The 15,988-nt window shown below is 29.8% G+C and carries 16 protein-coding genes; 4 read left to right on the plus strand and 12 right to left on the minus strand.

Features of this window, described 5'->3' with window-relative positions; genetic code table 11:
* The 8 genes from acs to BW723_RS03735 all read right to left on the minus strand — a co-directional run bounded on the left by acs (nucleotide 1) and on the right by BW723_RS03735 (nucleotide 9,289).
* Nucleotides 1-1,908, minus strand: a complete 1,908-nt coding sequence (gene acs, locus BW723_RS03700; protein WP_068362118.1) for an acetate--CoA ligase — start codon at nucleotides 1,906-1,908, stop codon at nucleotides 1-3.
* 28 nt (nucleotides 1,909-1,936) lie between these two features.
* Nucleotides 1,937-3,622 (minus strand): sodium:solute symporter family protein, encoded by a 1,686-nt coding sequence (locus BW723_RS03705; RefSeq protein ID WP_068362114.1) that lies wholly within the window; start codon nucleotides 3,620-3,622, stop codon nucleotides 1,937-1,939.
* Nucleotides 3,623-3,634: 12 nt separating this feature from the next.
* Nucleotides 3,635-3,892, minus strand: coding sequence for a DUF4212 domain-containing protein (locus tag BW723_RS03710; RefSeq protein ID WP_068362111.1), 258 nt, complete (start codon nucleotides 3,890-3,892; stop codon nucleotides 3,635-3,637).
* Between the two features lie 475 nt (nucleotides 3,893-4,367).
* Entirely contained in the window at nucleotides 4,368-5,534 is a 1,167-nt protein-coding gene (locus BW723_RS03715; protein ID WP_068362108.1) for a DUF4861 family protein, read from the minus strand.
* Nucleotides 5,535-5,595: 61 nt separating this feature from the next.
* Complete coding sequence (locus tag BW723_RS03720; protein WP_068362105.1) at nucleotides 5,596-6,390, minus strand: gluconate 5-dehydrogenase; 795 nt, start codon at nucleotides 6,388-6,390, stop codon at nucleotides 5,596-5,598.
* Between the two features lie 3 nt (nucleotides 6,391-6,393).
* Nucleotides 6,394-7,236 (minus strand): 5-dehydro-4-deoxy-D-glucuronate isomerase, encoded by an 843-nt coding sequence (gene kduI / locus BW723_RS03725; protein WP_068363553.1) that lies wholly within the window; start codon nucleotides 7,234-7,236, stop codon nucleotides 6,394-6,396.
* Nucleotides 7,237-7,262: 26 nt separating this feature from the next.
* Nucleotides 7,263-8,450 (minus strand): mannonate dehydratase, encoded by a 1,188-nt coding sequence (gene uxuA / locus BW723_RS03730; RefSeq protein ID WP_068362102.1) that lies wholly within the window; start codon nucleotides 8,448-8,450, stop codon nucleotides 7,263-7,265.
* Between the two features lie 11 nt (nucleotides 8,451-8,461).
* Nucleotides 8,462-9,289, minus strand: a complete 828-nt coding sequence (locus BW723_RS03735; RefSeq protein ID WP_068363545.1) for an SDR family oxidoreductase — start codon at nucleotides 9,287-9,289, stop codon at nucleotides 8,462-8,464.
* Nucleotides 9,290-9,417: 128 nt separating this feature from the next.
* Between BW723_RS03735 and BW723_RS03740 the strand changes: the two genes are divergently transcribed.
* Nucleotides 9,418-10,452: a substrate-binding domain-containing protein gene (locus BW723_RS03740; RefSeq protein WP_068362099.1), complete on the plus strand. Its 1,035-nt coding sequence runs from the start codon at nucleotides 9,418-9,420 to the stop codon at nucleotides 10,450-10,452.
* Between the two features lie 159 nt (nucleotides 10,453-10,611).
* Complete coding sequence (locus tag BW723_RS03745; RefSeq protein WP_068362096.1) at nucleotides 10,612-11,448, plus strand: universal stress protein; 837 nt, start codon at nucleotides 10,612-10,614, stop codon at nucleotides 11,446-11,448.
* A 31-nt stretch (nucleotides 11,449-11,479) separates the two neighbouring features.
* Here BW723_RS03745 and BW723_RS03750 read toward each other — a convergent pair whose 3' ends face one another.
* The 4 genes from BW723_RS03750 to BW723_RS03765 form a co-directional block, all read right to left on the minus strand.
* Nucleotides 11,480-11,824 (minus strand): hypothetical protein, encoded by a 345-nt coding sequence (locus BW723_RS03750; protein WP_068362093.1) that lies wholly within the window; start codon nucleotides 11,822-11,824, stop codon nucleotides 11,480-11,482.
* 10 nt (nucleotides 11,825-11,834) lie between these two features.
* A complete protein-coding gene (locus tag BW723_RS03755) occupies nucleotides 11,835-12,287 on the minus strand; it encodes a pyridoxamine 5'-phosphate oxidase family protein (protein ID WP_068363539.1) in 453 nt (150 codons plus the stop codon).
* 98 nt (nucleotides 12,288-12,385) lie between these two features.
* Complete coding sequence (locus BW723_RS03760) at nucleotides 12,386-12,679, minus strand: chaperone modulator CbpM (protein ID WP_068362090.1); 294 nt, start codon at nucleotides 12,677-12,679, stop codon at nucleotides 12,386-12,388.
* A gap of 1 nt (nucleotide 12,680) precedes the next feature.
* Nucleotides 12,681-13,562: a DnaJ C-terminal domain-containing protein gene (locus tag BW723_RS03765; protein WP_068362088.1), complete on the minus strand. Its 882-nt coding sequence runs from the start codon at nucleotides 13,560-13,562 to the stop codon at nucleotides 12,681-12,683.
* A 125-nt stretch (nucleotides 13,563-13,687) separates the two neighbouring features.
* Between BW723_RS03765 and BW723_RS03770 the strand changes: the two genes are divergently transcribed.
* Together BW723_RS03770 and BW723_RS03775 are read left to right on the plus strand one after the other, a co-directional pair.
* Nucleotides 13,688-14,929 (plus strand): PAS domain-containing sensor histidine kinase, encoded by a 1,242-nt coding sequence (locus BW723_RS03770; RefSeq protein WP_068362085.1) that lies wholly within the window; start codon nucleotides 13,688-13,690, stop codon nucleotides 14,927-14,929.
* Nucleotides 14,929-15,981, plus strand: a complete 1,053-nt coding sequence (locus tag BW723_RS03775) for a response regulator (RefSeq protein ID WP_068362082.1) — start codon at nucleotides 14,929-14,931, stop codon at nucleotides 15,979-15,981. The genes BW723_RS03770 and BW723_RS03775 overlap by 1 nt, the downstream gene beginning before the upstream one ends.
* Nucleotides 15,982-15,988: the final 7 nt, after the last annotated feature.

Raw genomic sequence — 15,988 nt, forward strand, 5'->3', positions numbered from 1 at the left:
TTACAGCCTATTATCAATTATACTCTGAACTACTTCAGGGTTTAACAATGTACTTGTATCGCCTAAATTACTCATATCATTAGAAGCAATTTTACGTAAAATACGACGCATAATTTTTCCAGAACGAGTTTTTGGCAATCCGTCTGAAAACTGAATTTTATCTAGTTTTGCAATTGGCCCAATTCTATCTGTAATTAATTGATTGATCTCTTTTTTAAGGTTATTATGATCTCTATATTCACCAGCATCTTTTAAGGTTATATAACCATACAATGCACTTCCTTTTATATCATGAGGAAAACCAACAATGGCAGATTCTGCAATAGCAGGATGCTCGTTAATTGCATCTTCTATTGGTGCGGTTCCTAAATTATGCCCAGAAACTATAATAACATCATCTACTCTACCTGTAATTCTATAATAACCAACCTCATCTCTTAAAGCACCATCTCCTGTAAAATACATATTATCAAAAGCAGAAAAATAAGTTTCTTTGTATCTCTGATGATTTCCCCAAATGGTTCTTGCCATACTTGGCCAAGGATATTTTATACACAAACGTCCCTCTACCTGGTTTCCTTTTAATTCGGCTCCTTTTTCATCCATAATTGCAGGTTGAATTCCGATAAAAGGTAAAGTTGCATAGGTTGGTTTTGTAGGCGTTACATACGGAATTGGAGTAATCATCATTCCACCAGTTTCTGTTTGCCACCAAGTATCAATTATCGGGCTTTTACCTTTACCAACATTATCATTATACCAGTGCCAAGCTTCTTCATTTATGGGCTCTCCTACAGATCCTAAAACTTTTAAAGATGATAAATCGTATTTATCTATTAATTCTGCACCATGTTTTGCTAATGCTCTAATAGCAGTTGGTGCTGTATAAAATTGATTGACTTTGTGTTTTTCTACAATTTCCCAGAAGCGTCCAAAATCTGGATAACTTGGTACGCCTTCAAAAAGAACTGTGGTTGCTCCGTTTGCTAACGGACCATAAACAATGTAAGAATGCCCAGTTATCCAACCAATATCTGCTGTACACCAGTATACTTGATTATCTCTATACTGAAAAGCATTTTTAAATGTATATGCAGTATACACCATATAACCTGCAGTTGTATGCACCATACCTTTTGGCTTACCTGTAGAACCTGAGGTATAAAGGATAAATAAAGGATCTTCTGCATCCATAATTTCTGCTTTGCATTCTTTAGAAGCGGTATCTAATAAAGGCTGTAACCATTTATCTCTACCTTCTTTCATATAGATTTCTGAATTGATTCTTTTAACAACCAAAACGCTTTCTACACAATCGCAATTTTCTAAGGCTTCATCTACAATGCCTTTTAAATCTATTGATTTTTTACCTCTATAAGAACCATCAGAAGTAATTACAATTTTACAATCAGAATCATTAATTCTTGTTGCTAATGCTTTGGATGAAAAACCTGCAAAAACTACAGAATGAATAGCCCCTATTCTTGCACAAGCTAAGGTTGCTATTGCCAACTCAGGAATCATAGGAACATAAATACAAACTCTATCTCCTTTTTTAACTCCTTGATCTTTTAAAACGTTTGCAAATTGATTTACTCTTTCGTGCAATTGTTTATATGTAATATGTTCTGCTGCTTCTTTAGGATCATTAGGTTCAAATAAAATTGCTGTTTTATCTCCTTTTGTAGTTAAATGCCTATCAATACAATTTTCTGTAATATTTAACTTTGCTCCTTCAAACCATTTTACTGCTGGTTTAGAAAAATCCCAATCTAAAACTTTATCCCATTTCTTTCTCCAAACAAAATGTTCTTCTGCTATTTCTTCCCAAAAATTTTCTGGTTCTCTTATCGATTTTCGATAAACTTTAAAATATTCTTCTAAATGCTTAATGTGATAGTTACTCATTTCTAGTAGATGTTTTTAATAGGTGGTATTAGTGAGTAGCATCACCAGCACCACTTGGTATTCTTATATTTTCGACAATTTCTTGTACTTCTTCTGAAGGCTTAGTTGTAAATTTAGAAACAATTATTGAAATAATAAAATTAATTAGCATAGCTACTGTACCAAAACCTTCTGGTGATATTCCAAACCACCAATCTTCTTTTGCACCACCTCCAAACCAATCGAATTTGAATTTTAGCATATAAAAGAGCATTAATAAAATTCCTATAATCATTCCTAAAACAGCTCCTTCTTTGTTCATTCTTTTATCAAAAATACCTAGAATTATTGCTGGAAAAAATGATGCTGCAGCCAAACCAAATGCTAAAGCAACTGTGGCTGCTACAAAATCGGGAGGATTTATACCAAAATAACCTGCAACACAAACAGCTACAACTGCAGATAATCTTGCTGCTATTAACTCTCCTTTTTCTGTAATATTTGGATTGATCATTTTTTTGATTAAATCATGAGAAACTGATGCAGAAATAACTAATAATAAACCTGCTGCTGTAGACAAAGCTGCTGCTAAAGCTCCAGCAGCAACCAATGCTATTACCCAATTTGGTAATCCTGCAATTTCTGGATTTGCCAAAACCATAATATCTTTATCAACAATCAATTCATTTTTAGAAGTATCTGCAACATATTGTACTTTTCCATCATTATTTTTGTCATCAAAGACTATTAAACCTGTTTTTTCCCAATTACCAAACCATTCTGGCAATTCTTTATATTCTTTATTGCTCACAGTTTCTATTAAATTGGTCCTAGAAAATACAGCTATTGCTGGAGCTGTTGTATATAAAATTGCAATTAATAACAATGCCCAACCTGCAGATTTACGAGCATCAGACACTTTTTTTACTGTAAAAAAACGAACAATTACGTGAGGCAAACCAGCTGTACCAAACATTAAAGCTCCAGTTATTAGAAAAACATCTAAAGTTGATTTACTACCAGAGGTATATGCTGCAAAGCCTAATTCTTTATGTAAACCATCTAATTTATCTAACAAATAAACTCCATTTTCATCAACTCCTCCAAAACCTAATTGTGGAATTGGGTTTCCTGTCATTTGAATCGATATAAAAATTGCAGGGACCATAAAAGCAAAAATTAAGACACAATATTGTGCAACTTGTGTATAGGTTATACCTTTCATCCCTCCTAAAACTGCATAAAAAAGAACAATAATCATACCTATAATAACACCAGTGTTAATATCTACCTCTAAAAATCTAGAGAAAACTAAACCTACACCCCTCATTTGACCAGCTACATAGGTAAAAGAAACTAAAAGTGCACAAAAAACAGCTACACTTCTGGCTACTTTAGAATAATAACGATCTCCTATAAAATCTGGAACTGTAAATTTTCCAAATTTCCTTAAATAAGGAGCCAATAACAAAGCCAACAACACATAACCTCCTGTCCAACCCATTAAATACACAGAGCCATCATAACCATTAAAAGAAATAAGACCTGCCATAGAAATAAATGATGCTGCAGACATCCAATCTGCGGCAGTTGCTAAACCATTTGCTAGTGGAGAAACCCCACCACCTGCTACATAAAATTCTTTAGTAGATCCTGCTCTAGACCAAATTGCAATGCCAATATATAATGTAAAAGTAATTCCTATTAAAATCCAGGTCCAAACTTGAATGCTCATAATATTTATTTTTTATTCTTCGTTAAAACCAAATTCTTTATCTAACTTATTCATCAATTTTATATAAACAAAAATGAGAATTACAAATACATAAATTGATCCCTGTTGTGCAAACCAAAAACCTAGCTTAAAACCACCTAAACTTAGGCTGTTTAACTCTTTTACCCATAAAACACCAAAACCAAATGAAACCAAAAACCAAATACTTAAAAGTATTGTTAAATACTTTAAATTCTTCTTCCAATATTTCCTTTTGTTTTTTGACACCATAAATATAGATTTTTGTTTAACTTTAAAACTAAAAACCTAATTTAAGGTTTTTTAAAACAACTATTATTAAATATTGCTATTAAATTATACAACTAAACTGTTAAACTTTCTATTGTATATGCAAACCATTTAATAACACTCAGTTTATAAATCATCTCTTAAACAAACATCAAATTGAGGTAGGGGTATTAAAAAATATTTTTCACTCTAAAATTATAAGTAGTATAAACGTTTATTCTTGACAAACAGTTTCTCGAAATTCATATTGAATGAAGCTAGCAAAAACTTTGACTGTGGTTGTACTTCTTAATGTATTTATAAAATAGATGTATTTAGCTAATAAGTAAATAGCTCTATTTTCTTATTTAGTAAGGCTCAAAATTAATTACGATGTTGTAAAGTTGTAACAGAATTTTAAGATTTGTAATCTACAAGGTGATAAAATTTTATTAGCTAAAGCAAAAAACTATTGATACTAATTTTTTATTTCAGTAACAATTAGAGGAGTATTTATTTTTTTTGAGTAATCTGTCAAATAAATTTCCCATTCTTTTTGTGTACTAAATTGTTTGCTTTTTTTCCATCCAAAACCACTATAATAGACAACTTTTCCATCAACAACATTTAAATGTAAAAAGTTATTGCTTTCATCTTTTTTTGAAGTAACATATTTTTCTGAACCTAAAAAATAAGGTTTAGTGGTAACAATACCTGTTCCTATTTCAGAATCATCTATAGTTTCCCAATGACTAATCCAAAAATTAGCATCATTTTGATTTGTTAATCCTTTTTTATCGTGTAAAGTTAATCCTGTAGAAATAGTCTTTGTGCCTTTTACGTCAATTTCAAAACGAGTTAAGTTTTGTCCATAATCTAAAGAAATATGTTTGGTTTCATCAATTTGTTGTCCTGCAGCATCCCAAGTAGCATAGGTTAATACAAAACTAGTTCTTAGTGGACCTGTTGCTATTGTTTTATAGGAAGTAAAATTTTTAGAAAAATAATACGAAGTATCTACTTTTACTGCTGTACCACCAATTCCACGACTAACCCCTACATGAAAATTATCTAAACCTTCTCCATGATCTGTATGATAAGCCCCTAATTTCTCATCATTCCTTTTATACCATAAATTGATGATTGGATACTCTACACGTTTTAACCAAGCATCAATACCACTAGATAAAGTTCCTCCTTTTACCCCATCTTCTACCATTTTCTGTGCAACTGGACCAAAAGTTCTAAAGGCAACTCTGTTATTTTCCCAAGTATAATCATCTGTTCTTTCTGGCACAAAACGTGAATAACAATAATTAATTACTGAGTCTTTTTTATGATCTGCAAAAGTTAAATAATACTTTTTTGTAGCATTTGCTTTTATTTTTGGTTGAAATAATAATAAATCATTTTTACCATCTAAATCAACATCAACAAGTTGAGTTATTAATCTTTCTTTTGTTTCTAAATCTACCAAAGAAAAATCTTTAAGAGGTGTTTTAGAAATATCGATTTCTATAGTTTCAAATTCTCTATCTATATTCAAATCGTTTTGAATTTGATAAGTTTCACTCCAAACATCTTTTTCTTTATCACAAGAAATAAGAATAGAGAAAGTAAAAAAAAGAAAGATTATTTTTTTCATAAGAAATGCTTTTTAATAATACCTACAAGGTTTTAAAAACCTTGCAGGATATTAATTATACTTATTCTTCGTTAGACGGTTTTCCAATAGTTGCTAAAATTCCTCCATCAACATATAAAATATGTCCGTTTACAAAATCACTAGCTTTTGATGACAAGAATATTGCTGCTCCTGCTAAATCATCTGGATCTCCCCATTTCTTTGCAGGTGTTCTGTTTACTATAAAATCGTTAAAAGGATGCCCATCTACACGAATTGGAGCAGTTTGCGAGGTTGCAAAATAGCCAGGACCAATTCCATTTACTTGAACTCCAAAACGTGCCCACTCTGTTGCCATATTTTTAGTTAACATTACCAAACCACCTTTAGCAGCCGCATAAGCGCCTACTGTATTTCTACCTAACTCGCTCATCATAGAACAAATGTTAATGATTTTACCAGCTTTACGCTCCATCATTCCTTTAATAACATGCTTAGAAACAATAAACGGACTTACCAAATCAATATCAATGACTTGTTTAAAATCTTCTACTTCCATTTCTGCAAGTGGCGTTCTTTTAATAATTCCTGCATTATTTACTAAAATATCGATGTGACCAACTTCAGTTTCAATTTTACTGATTGCTGCAATAACTTGCGCTTCATCAGCAACATTAAATTTATATCCAACAGCATTAATCCCAGCTTCTTTATACAAAGCAACAGCTTTGTCTATTTTTTCTTGTGATGAATTTCCATTCACAACAATAGTTGCTCCTGCTTTTCCTAATCCCATAGCCATAGACATTCCTAAACCGTGTGTAGAACCTGTTACTAAAGCTACTTTTCCTGTAATATTAAATAATGTTTGAGACATATTTTATCTTAAATCTGTAATTTTTGCAACATCCATATCATTATAGTCTAGGTTTTCACCTGCCATTCCCCAAATAAATGTGTAATTAGATGTACCAGAACCTGAATGAATAGACCAAGGTGGGGAAATTACTGCCTCATGATTTTGCATCCAAATATGACGTGTTTCTTGTGGTTGTCCCATAAAATGACAAACTGCTTGATCTTGAGGAATATCTAAATAATAATAGATTTCCATTCTTCTATCGTGTACGTGAGCTGGCATTGTGTTCCAAACAGAACCTGTTTTTAATTCTGTCATTCCCATTTGTAGTTGGCAGGTTGTTACAATTCCACCAATTATCATTTGATTTACAGTTCTATGATTTGCAGTTTCTAAACTACCTAATTCAATTTTATTTGCTTCTGCTTTGGCTACTTGTTTTGTTGGATAGGCAGTATGTGCTGGTGCAGAATTCATATAAAATTTTGCAGGATTGTTTGCATCATCACTTTTAAAAACAACTTCTTTTACACCTTTTCCAAGATATAAAGCATCTTTATGCAACATTTTAAATTCTTCACCATCTGCGATGATAGTTCCTGTTCCTCCTGCATTAATAATACCTACTTCTCTTCTTTCTAAGAAAAAATCTGATTTTAAAGGATCAATTGTTTCTAAAGTTAAAGCACCTGTTGTTGGTACTGCACCTCCAGCCATATATCTATCATAATGCGTATACACCCATTTTATATTTCCTGGTTGCATTAAATCTGGAACTAAAAATTCATCTCTTAATTCTTGTGTGTCGTACTTTTTTACTGCTTGTGGACTTGAAGCATATCTTGTCTCGAAAGTTGTTTTCATTTTTATATTTTTTGTTGTATTTTTTTTTATAAAGAACATCTAATTCCTAATTCTAAACCTCGTAATTCTGCCAAACCACGTAAACGTCCAATTCCTGAATAACCTGGATTTGTTTTTTTCTTTAAATCATCCAGCATTTTATGACCATGATCTGGTCTAAAAGGCATTCTTACATCTTGTCTTCCTGTAGCTATTCTTTTTTGTTGTTCTAAAATTAATGCTTTCATTACTGCATACATATCTACATCACCATCTAAATGATCTGCTTCATGAAAGTTGCCTTCAGCATCACGTTTTGTAGCGCGTAAATGAATAAAGTGAATTCGATCTCCTAAACGCTCTACCATTCCTGCTAAATCATTGTCAGCTCTTACACCAAAAGAGCCTGTACAAAATGTCAATCCGTTATTTGGAGATTGTACTGCATTATAAATATCTTCGATATCTTTTTCTGTAGAAACCACTCTTGGCAAACCTAAAATAGGAAATGGAGGATCATCAGGATGAATACACATTAACACTCCTGCTTGTTCTGCAGCAGGAATAATCTCTGATAAAAACGAGAATAAATTCGCTTTCAACTCTTTTGGCCCTATATTTTTATAGGTAGCTAAAATTTGATTAAACTCTTCTAAAGTATATCCTTCTTCTGCTCCAGGTAAGCCTGCAATTATATTTCTGATTAATCTTTTTTGATCTTCTTCTGATGAATTTTTAAGATACTCTCCAGCTTTTTGTTTTTGATCATCAGAATACTCATTTTCTGCTCCTGGACGTTTTAACAAATACAGTTCAAAAGCAGCAAAAGCAGCAGCTTCAAAACGTAAAGCTGTAGAATTATCTGAAACTTCGTAATCTAAATTAGTACGTGTCCAATCTAAAACTGGCATAAAGTTATAACATACAATATCGATACCACATTCACCTAAGTTTATAATTGTTTGTTTGTAGTTTTCAATATATTTTTGATAATCTCCTGATTTTGTTTTTATGTTTTCGTGAATGGGCACAGATTCTACTACAGACCAAGTCAATCCAACATTTTCTATGATTTCTTTTCTTTTGTTAATTTCTTCAACTGTCCAGACCTCTCCATTTGGAATATGATGTAATGCAGAAACAATTCCTGTAGCTCCTGATTGTTTGATGTCTGATAAAGAAACTGGATCATTGGGGCCATACCAACGCCAAGTTTGTTCTAATTTTTTTGTCATTTTTATTTTTTTTATACTCCACTATAAGCTGCAAATCCACCATCAATAGGAATTACGATTCCTGTTACAAATGCAGAAGCATCATCACATAAAAACTTTGTAGCACTAATTAAATCCTCTGGAGTACCATAACGTTCCATAGGTGTTTGATCTATAATTTGCTGCCCTCTTTGTGTTAAACTACCATCTTCATTAGTTAATAAAGCTCTATTTTGATCGGTTAAGAAAAAACCTGGAGCTAATGCATTTACTCGAATACCAACTTTAGAAAAATGAACTGCTAACCACTGTGTAAAGTTAGAAATAGCCGCTTTTGCACCACTATATGCTGGTATTTTGGTTAAAGGTGTAAACGCATTCATAGAAGAAATGTTTAAGATAGAACATCCTTTTCTGCCAACCATATCTACTGCAAAAACCTGAGTAGGAATTAGACTACCTAAAAAATTAAGATTAAAAGTAAACTCAATTCCTTTAGCATCTAAATCGAAAAAAGTTTTAAAACCCTCTGCTTTGTTTTTTAAATCTTCCATTGCAAAAAAAGGGTTAGAAGTGGTTCCTAAAGGATGATTACCTCCTGCTCCATTTACTAAAATATCAACTTTTCCAAAAGCCTTATTTACTATTTTTTTTGCATTTTCTAAAGAATCTTTTTCTAAAACGTTACCTACAACACCTATTGCTTTTCCTCCTGAAGAATTAATTACATCTGCAACTTTATCTGCGGCTTCTTGTCTTAAATCTAAAACAGCGATTTTATTTCCCTGTTTTGCTAAAGCAATTGCCATTGTGCTACATAAAACTCCTCCCGCTCCTGTTAATACGATTGTTTTATTCATAAGATCCATTTTTCGTGTACGCACACAAAAGTAATAAAAAAATATGCGCGCTCACATTTTTAGTTCTTTTTTTGTTAAATTGCATTAGATTAATAAAAAACTATCGAGTTAAGATAGAGCTCATTAAAATGATTACAATAAAAGATATTGCTAGAGAAGCTAATGTTTCTGAAGGAACTGTAGATCGAGTTATACACAATAGAAGTGGCGTTTCTAAAAAAACTGAAGCTAAGATTAGAAAAATACTAGATCATTATAATTTTAAGGTTAACCCTGTTGCAAGAGCACTTGCAACTAAAAAAAAACATTCTATTGCGGTGTTAATCCCTAATTATAATAAGATTGATTATTTTTGGAAATCTCCTTATGATGGTATTTATAAAGCCAGGGATGAAGTTTATAATTTTGGAGTTGAAGTAAACTGTTTTTCTTATGACCAATACAACCAAGAATCATTTTATGCTGCATTAAAAAATATACTAGATATAAAACCCAGTGCTGTTGTTATAGTTCCAAATTTTTATGAAGAAACTAAAATTATAGTTACTGAATTAGAAAAAAGCAAGATCCCATATGTCTTTTTAAATATCGATATTAATGGTTTTAATAATTTAACTTATATAGGACAAAATTCTTATACTGCTGGATATGTGGCAGGAAAATTGATGCATTTAAAAAATTATAAAATCTCTAACTTTTTAATTATACAGTCTAAATACAATATAACTAAAAACAATACAGTTTCTGACAGAATTAAAGGTTTTAATGATTTTTTTATCAAAAATAATATTAACAGTAATATTAAAACTTTAAGAATTAAAGATATGATTAACTCTTCTGAGACAAAAGAGATTATAAATTCTTATTTAATGAGTTGCAATAATTTAAAAGGAATTTTTGTACCCTCTAGTAGAATTCATATAGCTGTTGATTGTATGGAAAAAAAATACCTAAAACAACTTGATTTAATAGGTTTTGATGATATACCAGAAAATAAAAGATGTTTGAATAATGATTCGGTTTCATTTATTATATCGCAAAGATCTTTTGATCAAGGATATAAATCTATACACATATTAACAGATTATCTTATTTATAATAAAAAGCCTAATAACAAAGTTTACCTTCCTATAGATATTTTAATCAAAGAAAACATAAACTAAATCTGCTTGTTAAAACATTCATTTTAATATACAAAAACAATAATCATCTTAAAACATAATTCCTAAAAACAAAGTTATTAATTATTAAAAATGCCAAAAATATTTTCGGCTATGACATATATCATACCTAAAATCTTATAATTTTTATAACTTTAACTTATGAGAAACATATTATTATTAACCGATTTTTCTGAAAATTCAATTAATGCAATTCGCTATGCACTGCATCTTTTTGAAGATGATATCTGTAATTTTAATATGCTTTATGTACAAAAGTCATCTTCTTATTTAGTAGATGATTTTATGCTAGCTGGAGAAAGAAGTGTTTACGATACTATTATAAAAAAACCGAAAACTCAATTAGCTAAATTGGTAGTTAAGATTGAAAATGAATTTAATAATAAGAACTTTAATTTCTCATATTTGGTTAGCTATAATTCATTAGTAGCATCTGTAAAAGAAATTATAAAGTCTAAAGAAATAGATTTAATTGTTATAGGTACCAATGGGGTTACTGGTGCAGACGAAGTAATATTTGGCAGCAATACAATTAATATTATTAGAGAAGTTGATTGCGCAACACTTATAATACCAGAAGATTATAAATATATACAAAGGCCTAAACAAATTTTATTACCTTTAGATATTGATGATTCTGTAAAGGGAAACGCATTTATAGACATCATAAAATTTACCAATCATTTTGGTAAAAAATTACATCTTGTTAGAATTAAGCCTAATAATGAAGATTCTAAAGAAGAAAAAAATGACATTAGAAACATCGATTTCTTTTTAAAAGACACTGACAATGAATATCATATTGTAAAAAATGTATCAATGCCAGATGTTGTAAATTGTTATTTACAAACACATAATATCGATTTAATTACATTAATTGTACAAAAAGAAAGTTTGTTCGAACGTTTTATAACAGGCTCACCAACTACAAAAATTGCACATAAGCTAAGCTTACCTTTATTGGTTTTTCATTCATAAAAACCGGCTTTATTTAACATATTATTGATAATTAAGTTCTAGGTTTGTAAGTACGTTTTCTATTAGAATCTAAGATAGCCATTGTTAAAATAATTATGTTTAATGCAGTTGCATACCTAGTATCTTGCCAGTCTTTGATAATTAAAAACTGAGAAAGACAAACAGCTACAATAGTAATAGTAAGCCATTTCTTTCTCTTTAATAAATCTCTAGAAACTTTTACAAATAACCCAAAAGCTAATAGCCATAATACACCTAATGGTTTAGAAATACTTAAAACACCTTTAAATAAATCAATATCGAAATAAGCTATTATAAAACCACCTAAATGTAGTATGGCGTGGAAAAATATGATTAAAACTAAAAAATATTTCATACTCAAAAAATTAGTTAATTCTCTTTTTTCCTGTTACTTCGTCAATTGCAATTTTAAATACAATTGGCAAACCTTCTTCATGAAGTTTACTTGAGAAATCACTAATAAAATGAAAATCTTTTTTTTCTTTTTTGGATGCTAAATTCTTAATTCCTTCTGCAAACTCATGCAAACTAGCTTTTGCATCTATACCAGAAAGTTCTTCATAAACTCCGTGTGCTAAAACAGATTTCCAATTGTTAAGGTTTTCTATTTCATCAATTTCTAATGATACAGAATTGTTTTTTCTCATTGTAACTGTTTTATGCCCTTCGTTTGTGTAGCCTAAAACTGTATCATCTACCGTAAAAAAATAAGTAATTGGTATTACAAATGGTCTATCTCTATAAATATAGGCCAAATGCCCAATATAATTGTTTGTTAAAAGGTTTTTACATTCCTTTTCGTTTAGATTAGTGATCATGACTTTTGCTTTTAAAATTACCCCGTTTCCAAAGCTATAAAAAATAAAAACAAAAAACAATGACATTGGTCATTATTGATAATCAATTATTTAAAAAATTAATCTTCATAAAACCTAAGTTTATTTTTTAGTTCGGTTTTTTCTATCTGTAGCTTTTCAATTTGTTTTAATAAATTATGAATAACATCTATACCTTCTAAGTTTATTTTTAAATCGTAGTGTAAGCGAATAATTTTTTCTACAGCATAAAGTTGATTCTTGTATAGGTAATTTTCATTCTCACTAACAAGAACATCAATTAACTCATATTCTTGCAACTCATTAATAAAAGCCTTAGAAACCTTATAATGAGTGCAAAATTGTTGTACCGAAATTAAATTTGATTTTTCCATCTTATCTTAGTTTTGATAATTCTGTAAAAAGTTCTTTTTCTTTAGTGGTAAGGTTTGTTGGGGTTTTTAATTGATAAGTAATATACAAATCACCAAATTGATTTTCTTGCTTGTATTTAGGAAAACCTTTACCTTTTAACTTAACTTTTGTACCATTTTGAGTTTCTGGTTTTATCGTTAATTTTACTTTACCATTAAAAGTATCTACCATTAGTTCTGATCCTAAAAGTGCTTTGTACAAATCTAATTCTACAGTTGTATACAAATTATCGCCTTTTCTTTTAAATGCTGTATTATTTATTACAGAAAACTGAATGTACAAATCGCCATTGGGTCCACCATTCATTCCTTTGCCTCCATAACCATTTATTTTTATTACCTGTTCGTTTTCTATGCCTGCAGGAATCGTAATTCGAATATTTTTATTGTTAATGGTTAAAGTGCGTTTATGAGTTGTATAAACATCCTTTAGGTTTAATTGCAATTGCGCATTAAAATCTTGACCTCTAAATTTTGCTTGATTTCTTTGTTGATGAGATGAATTACTTCTAAACATATTCTCGAAAAAATCAGAGAAATCTTCTTCAGAATATTGCCCAGTATCTCCTCTACTTTTTGAGTATTGTTCTTGTTGCTTGGCTTTTTCGTATTCTTCGGCGTGTTCCCAATGTTCTCCATATTCATCGTATTTTTTTCGATTAGCTGTATTGCTTAAAACCTCATTTGCTTCATTAACTTCCTTGAACTTTTTTTCAGCAGCAGGATCGTTTGGATTTAAATCTGGATGGTATTTGCGAGCCAATTTTCTGTATGCTTTTTTAATATCTTTCTCTGTCGCATTTTTAGAAAGCTCTAGTATTTTATAATAATCAATAAAAGCCATACTGTTTGTATTAGAGTAACAATTTACTATGATTGTAAAAAATAAAAAATGATAAATATCAGCGTTCGTAAATTTAGGAATTGCTTTTTTGTATATTTATATTTGTTTTCTAATTTAAAAAATTAATGTTTAAAAAAGACCAAGATATTTTCAATATTCTTTTAGGATCGGTTTCTGAAGGAGTTATTATAGTAGATGAACACCAAAACATTGTAGAAGCCAACGAATCTGCTATAAAAATGTTTGGTTATAATAATGATGAGCTTATAAAGAAACCTTTAAACATTCTAATACCTCAAAATTATCATGCAAATCATGGAAGCCATTTTAAAGGTTTTATGAAAGATAAAAAGAAGAGAAGAATGGGACAAGGTCGTGATATCTTTGGAGCAAAAAAAGATGGTAGTATTTTCCCTTTAGAAGCTGGTTTAAATCCTTTTAACATTTATGGGCAAAACTATGTAATGGCACTTATTATAGACATTACTTTTCGTAAAGAACAAGAGAAAAAAATTATAGCCCTAAACACAAAATTAGAAAACGAAGTTGAGCAGAGAACAGAAGAATTAAAAGCTGCAATAGAAGAATTAAAATCTTTAAATTTAGAGTTAGGTAATGAAAACCAAAAGCGTAAAAATGCTGAAGAAGAAATAAAATCTGCACTTAAAAAAGAGCAAGAATTAAATGAGTTGAAAACTAAATTTTTATCTTTAGTATCTCATGAATTTAAAACCCCTTTAAGCGGAATTTTAACCTCTACAATGTTGTTGGGTAAATACAAATTAAGTGAACAACAAAAAAATAGAGACAAACACCTAAAAACAATTACAGATAAAGTACATTATTTAAATAATATTTTAAATGATTTTTTATCCGTAGAAAAATTAGAAAGAGGTCAAATACATTACAACCCAACTACTTTTAAGTTAAGTAAAGTTTTAGATGAAGTAGTTTATAATGCGAATATTTTATTAAAAGATGGACAGAAAATTAACTATCCAGTAAATATTAATAATTACTTTTTACATCAAGATGAAAAAATTATTGAATTAGCATTATCTAATTTAGTAAACAATGCCATAAAATATTCATCAGAAAATACCATTATAGATCTTAATGTTTATCAAAATGAAACAGAAACTACTTTTACTGTAAATGATAACGGAATTGGGATTCCAAAAAACGATCAAAAAAATATTTTTAATAGATATTTTAGAGCAGAAAACGCGTTATTGTCTCAAGGAACTGGTATTGGACTTAATATCGTAAAAACACATATAGAGAACTTAAATGGAACTATTTCTTTTAAAAGTACAGAAAATATAGGTACTACTTTTACCATAATAATTCCTAACAAATCGAAATAATGAAAAAAATATTACTCATAGAAGATGATGCTGTTTTAAGAGAAAATACATCAGAATTATTAGAACTATCTAATTACACCGTTTTTACTGCTTCTGATGGTAAAAAAGGAGTTGCTTTGGCTTCAGAAAAAAATCCTGATATTATAGTTTGCGATATTATGATGCCAGAACTAGATGGTTATGGAGTTTTAGAAAATTTATCGAAAAATGTTAAAACAAAATACATTCCCTTTATCTTTTTATCTGCCAAAACAGAACGTAAAGATGTAAGAAAAGGTATGGATCTTGGCGCAGATGATTATATTACAAAACCTTTTAATGAAGAAGAGCTTATAAGTGCCATTGAAAGTAGAATAGCCAAAGCTGCTATTTTAAAAGATGAACGAGAAAAGCTAGCAAAATCTGATGTTGAAGACGAAAGTGAATTAAGAACTTTAAACGATTTAAAAAACTTTTTTGATGATAATGGACAAACTTTTGTTTACAAAAAAGATACTACAATTTATGAAATAGGAGACAATTCTAACTTTGTTTACTTAATTACAAAAGGGCTTATTAAGTGTTATAAATTCGATGAACAAGGTAAAGAATTAACCACTGCACTTTATAAAGAAGATGATTTATTTGGCTATACTTCTTTTACCCAAAATGTACCTTATCAAGAAACTGCAACTTCTATAGATGAGGTAGAACTAATGGGCTTACCAAAAAGTGAGATTCAGAATATTTTAAACACCAATCCAAAACTTACTTTAGATATTATTGAATTATTAACCGATAATATTTTTGGTATTAAAGAGCAATTGCTACAAATGGCTTATAGTTCTGTTCATAAAAAAACAGCATCTACTATTATAAAATTTGCGAAAAAAATGAATCGTAAACCAGAAGATCTTATCAAAATTTCGAGAAACGATTTGGCAAGTGTAGCTGGTATTGCAACAGAAACTTTAATTAGAACCTTATCTAGCTTTAAAAAACAAGGACTTATAGAAATAGAAGGTAGATCTATTAGAATCATAGATTTAGAAAAATTACAAAGTATTTCTTAAAAAAATA

It is taken from the genome of Polaribacter reichenbachii, from assembly GCF_001975665.1.
GTDB classification, from domain to species: domain Bacteria; phylum Bacteroidota; class Bacteroidia; order Flavobacteriales; family Flavobacteriaceae; genus Polaribacter; species Polaribacter reichenbachii.

Bases quoted from the DNA above. Each gene is read 5' to 3' on its own strand.
- acs (WP_068362118.1), bottom strand. From the start codon at position 1,908: ATGAGTAACTATCACATTAAGCATTTAGAAGAATATTTTAAAGTTTAT.
- BW723_RS03705 (WP_068362114.1), bottom strand. From the start codon at position 3,622: ATGAGCATTCAAGTTTGGACCTGGATTTTAATAGGAATTACTTTTACA.
- BW723_RS03710 (WP_068362111.1), bottom strand. From the start codon at position 3,892: ATGGTGTCAAAAAACAAAAGGAAATATTGGAAGAAGAATTTAAAGTAT.
- BW723_RS03715 (WP_068362108.1), bottom strand. From the start codon at position 5,534: ATGAAAAAAATAATCTTTCTTTTTTTTACTTTCTCTATTCTTATTTCT.
- BW723_RS03720 (WP_068362105.1), bottom strand. From the start codon at position 6,390: ATGTCTCAAACATTATTTAATATTACAGGAAAAGTAGCTTTAGTAACA.
- kduI (WP_068363553.1), bottom strand. From the start codon at position 7,236: ATGAAAACAACTTTCGAGACAAGATATGCTTCAAGTCCACAAGCAGTA.
- uxuA (WP_068362102.1), bottom strand. From the start codon at position 8,450: ATGACAAAAAAATTAGAACAAACTTGGCGTTGGTATGGCCCCAATGAT.
- BW723_RS03735 (WP_068363545.1), bottom strand. From the start codon at position 9,289: ATGAATAAAACAATCGTATTAACAGGAGCGGGAGGAGTTTTATGTAGC.
- BW723_RS03740 (WP_068362099.1), top strand. From the start codon at position 9,418: ATGATTACAATAAAAGATATTGCTAGAGAAGCTAATGTTTCTGAAGGA.
- BW723_RS03745 (WP_068362096.1), top strand. From the start codon at position 10,612: ATGAGAAACATATTATTATTAACCGATTTTTCTGAAAATTCAATTAAT.
- BW723_RS03750 (WP_068362093.1), bottom strand. From the start codon at position 11,824: ATGAAATATTTTTTAGTTTTAATCATATTTTTCCACGCCATACTACAT.
- BW723_RS03755 (WP_068363539.1), bottom strand. From the start codon at position 12,287: ATGATCACTAATCTAAACGAAAAGGAATGTAAAAACCTTTTAACAAAC.
- BW723_RS03760 (WP_068362090.1), bottom strand. From the start codon at position 12,679: ATGGAAAAATCAAATTTAATTTCGGTACAACAATTTTGCACTCATTAT.
- BW723_RS03765 (WP_068362088.1), bottom strand. From the start codon at position 13,562: ATGGCTTTTATTGATTATTATAAAATACTAGAGCTTTCTAAAAATGCG.
- BW723_RS03770 (WP_068362085.1), top strand. From the start codon at position 13,688: ATGTTTAAAAAAGACCAAGATATTTTCAATATTCTTTTAGGATCGGTT.
- BW723_RS03775 (WP_068362082.1), top strand. From the start codon at position 14,929: ATGAAAAAAATATTACTCATAGAAGATGATGCTGTTTTAAGAGAAAAT.